The following is a 3,521-nucleotide window of genomic DNA, read 5'->3' as shown; positions in this document are numbered from 1 at the left end:
GACTCGACGTCGCAGCCGGCCGCCCGCAGCCCGCGCAGGAGGTCGGGCTGGGAGTCGAGGTTCAGCGACGGCTGACCGAGCGCGGCACGGACCTCGTCGGCAAGGGCCTCGAGCTTGGCGGGCCGACCGCTGCGAGGCCGCGGTCCGAGGAGATCGGTCAGGAGAGCGTCGTGCGTCTCGACGCTCCACGGCATCCCGTCGTGCTGCATCTCGGCGGCGATGAGCGCACCCGTGGACTCGGCGGCGAGCAGGAGGCGCAGGCGGCCGGGCTCGTCGGCGCCCGCAACGGCGGCGAGCTGGCGCCGGAGCTCGTCGAGCGGATCGAGGGCGACGGCCGGTCCGACGTCGTCGAACAGGCTCCCTTCGACCGGGGCCGGTTCACGCGGCCCGTCCCACGGGCCCGGCGGCGCGCCGGCCAGCGCGGACGACTGCGAGTACACGCTCCGGCGCAGGATCGCGTGGCAGAGCCGCAGGTCGTGGCAGCGCTCGACGCGGACGCCGGCGTCCAGCAGCGGCGGATAGCGGCGCGACGTGTCGTCCCAGACCCACCGCGGCCGGTCCGCCTCGCGCTCCCGGACGACCGAGGCGAGGTCGTCGGCGGCGACGAGGACGGAGCCGATCGGCTCGCCCTGCTCGGTCAGCGACTGCAGCTCGACGACGCCGGGGCGCGACGGGTCGTCGAGGAGCAGCAGCAAGGACACGGCTCATGGTCGCAGCCGCGTCCGACACCGCTGGTCAGGCCGAGTACGTGCGCACCGCGTGGCGGAAGAACTCCGCGGCGACCTTCCGGGTGGCGGCGAGGTCCGTGCGTCGCTCGACCAGCCAGTCCCGGTCGCGCAGCTCGGCGAGCACCAGCTCCGCGAGCACGGTCGGCACCGTCCCGGCACCCATCTCCCGGGTGACCGCCTTGAGCGCGACGAGCTCCTCGATCGCGTCGTGCTGCTCCGACGTCAGACCGGTCTGCGCGGCCAGGGCGCCGAGAGTCATCGGCGGGAACGCCGCACCCGGGCGCTCGTCGAGCCAGCGCACCGCCAGTGCGGGCCGCACCGCGTAGAACAGCTTCTTCAGCGGCATCCGCCCGCCGTCGCCGACGAACCGCGCCCACTGCTGCCGTCCGACGCTGAGGTAGTGGCGCCCGACCAGCGCGCGGTCGCCGACCTCGTCGGCAAGCGCGAGGAACTCTCCGACGAACCGAGGCTCGGACCGATACACCATCGGTGAGCCGAGCCACTCCACGATCGCCGCGTTGCCCTTGAGCAGCAGCTGGACCGCCTTCTTCAGGTCCCACCCGTTGACGTCGAGCAACCCGTCCGGCGCCCACTCGACCACGTCACGCCGAGCCCACGGGCTGAGGTACTCGTCCGCGCTGCGGACGTAGACGAACCGGCAGTCGTAGTCGCTGTCGGGGGAGGGGAAGCCCCACGCGCGGCTGCCGCTCTCGACCGCCGCGAGCACGCGCACGCCCTCGACGCGGACGACCTCGTCGAGGAGAGCGTCGATGGCGTCGACCGTGGGGGCGTCGAAGGACGGGGGCAGCGTGCGCATCGCGCGAGGGTAGGGAGTCGTCACGCGTCGGCGCGCTCTCTTTTGCGTCGGTTCCTGAGCACGTCCGGAACTTCGGCATCGACGCGTGGCGACTTGATCCGGCGACGCGCGCTACGACCGTCTCACCGCCGCGAGCTCCGCATCGCAGGGCGCACGGTGACCGCCGACCCGTCCGGCGCCGTCCCCGCGGCCAGCGCCCCGTACTCGGACGACCCCACCGCGTACACCGCCAACCGCCCGTCGGCATCGGCGTGGATCCCCCACCCGTACCGCTTCCCCAGGTCACTGGACCGCAGGCACGCGCGGGGCGTCGCATAGAAGGAAGCCCACTCGTCAGGGGAGTCAGTCGAGACGCCGTGCCGCCCCGCCCACACCCGGAAGATCACGTCGGACGACCGCAGCGCGTACGGCGCGGACGCGATGAGCGAGAAGGTCGACGCGGCGATGGTGGAGCCCACGGGCTCGACGCCGGCGACGGCAGAGGTGTCCGGCGCGACCGTGAGGAAGGTGGACGTGTAGTCGACGCTCTCCATGCGGGCAGACGCTAGACCGCGGGACTGACAGCGGTCCGGCTCATGGGGAAGATCCAGGGCCCCTCCGGTGACGCCGACGAGAGCGGCACCCGCGCCCGCACCGACGAGTACCCCAGCGCGGTGTAGTAGCCGACGTTGTCGGGCTTGGTGGTCTCCAGGTAGGACGGGCCGGCCGCGGAGTCGATCAGGTCGAAGACCGTGGCCATCAGCCGCTTGCCGCGGCCGGCGCGCTGCAGGTCGGGCCGGACGCCGAGCGCCTCGACGTACCAGGCGTCGCAGGGCACCCCGGCAGACGTGACGTCGCCGAACCGGATGATCCCCACGCTGTGCTCGCGGGTGTTGACGGCGATCCGCACGATCCGGAGCGCCTGCCGCCACCAGCGGGCGGGGGTCATCGGGTAGGTGCCGGGCGGGTAGAGCGCGATCGCGCCGGTCACCGCGCCGTCCAGCCTGGTCACGAACGCGTGCCCGTGCCGCACGGAGTCCGACAGGGTCATCCGGTACAGCGCCCGCAGCTCCCGCTCGCGGCGGGCGCGGACGGGGAACAGGTGCACGAAGCCGGGGTCGTCGGCCAGCGCCGCGGCCAGCACGGTCGCGGCCTCGGCGATGCCGGACGGGTGCAGCGGCTCGACGACATCAGGCGGGGATCCGGACATGTCGCGCATCCTCTACGGGACATGCGTCCAGATGCAACCCCAACGGGTGATGGACAAATGGCGTGACCTGCGCAAACGCTTACGACCCTGTCAGTGCGTCCTTGAGCTTGATCCGCCCGCCGCTGCGCAGCACCGCACGCGAGTAGATCCGTCCGGCCAGCCAGACGAGCACGGGGATCACGGCGAGCGACAGCCCGAGGGCCAGCGCGACCTCCCACACCTCGACCTCGCCCAGCGCGATCCGCATCGGCATGAGCAGGGGCGCGCAGAACGGGACGTACGACAGCCAGATGACCAGCGGGTTCGTCGGGTCCCAGGGCGCGATGCTCACGCCGATGAGGTACGGGATCATCATCAGGGTCAGCACCGGCGCGGTCACCGAGCCGACGTCCTCCTGCCGCGACACCAGCGCCGCCAGCGCACCGAGCGCGAGCGCGTACATGGTGAAGCCGATGACGAACCAGATCACCACCCACAGCGCGGTCGCGCCCAGGTCGATCGAGCTGGTGTCGACGAGGCCGAGGGCCACCGCGGTCCCGGACCCCGCGCCGACGACGAGCACCACCTGGATGAGCCCGATGACCCCGATGCCCAGCACCTTGCCGGCCATCAGCTGCCACGGCCGCACGGTCGCCAGCAGCAGCTCCACGACGCGCGAGGCCTTCTCCTCGACGACCCCCTGCGCCACCAGCTGCCCGGCGGTCATGAGCGAGATGAACAGCAGGATCCCGGCGACGAAGCCGGCGACGATCTGTGCGCCGTCCTGCTCAGGCTCGGGCTCCAGCGC

General features: G+C 72.5%; 4 protein-coding genes and 1 pseudogene. All 5 read right to left on the bottom strand.

What is annotated here, in order from left to right:
- Positions 1 to 701: pseudogene (locus AC1DUQ_RS19410) on the bottom strand (bifunctional 3'-5' exonuclease/DNA polymerase); the annotation flags it as partial.
- Between the two features lie 34 nt (positions 702 to 735).
- A complete protein-coding gene (locus AC1DUQ_RS19405) occupies positions 736 to 1,545 on the bottom strand; it encodes a nucleotidyltransferase domain-containing protein (RefSeq protein ID WP_477060988.1) in 810 nt (269 codons plus the stop codon).
- Between the two features lie 122 nt (positions 1,546 to 1,667).
- Positions 1,668 to 2,078 carry a DUF6157 family protein gene (locus AC1DUQ_RS19400; RefSeq protein ID WP_477060989.1) on the bottom strand — a complete coding sequence of 137 codons (411 nt, stop codon included), beginning with the start codon at positions 2,076 to 2,078 and terminating at the stop codon, positions 1,668 to 1,670.
- An 11-nt stretch (positions 2,079 to 2,089) separates the two neighbouring features.
- Complete coding sequence (locus tag AC1DUQ_RS19395; protein ID WP_477060990.1) at positions 2,090 to 2,734, bottom strand: GNAT family N-acetyltransferase; 645 nt, start codon at positions 2,732 to 2,734, stop codon at positions 2,090 to 2,092.
- A gap of 79 nt (positions 2,735 to 2,813) precedes the next feature.
- Positions 2,814 to 3,521, bottom strand: a 708-nt coding sequence (locus tag AC1DUQ_RS19390; protein ID WP_477074390.1) for an ABC transporter permease, incomplete at its 5' end; no start/stop codon positions are given.

This window comes from Cellulomonas sp. P4_B5_2 (assembly GCF_056402235.1).
Note: the sequence above shows the minus strand (reverse complement) of the source record. Positions and strands in the feature narration are given on the sequence as shown.

Bases quoted from the DNA above. Each gene is read 5' to 3' on its own strand.
- AC1DUQ_RS19400 (WP_477060989.1), bottom strand. From the start codon at position 2,078: ATGGAGAGCGTCGACTACACGTCCACCTTCCTCACGGTCGCGCCGGAC.
- AC1DUQ_RS19405 (WP_477060988.1), bottom strand. From the start codon at position 1,545: ATGCGCACGCTGCCCCCGTCCTTCGACGCCCCCACGGTCGACGCCATC.
- AC1DUQ_RS19395 (WP_477060990.1), bottom strand. From the start codon at position 2,734: ATGTCCGGATCCCCGCCTGATGTCGTCGAGCCGCTGCACCCGTCCGGC.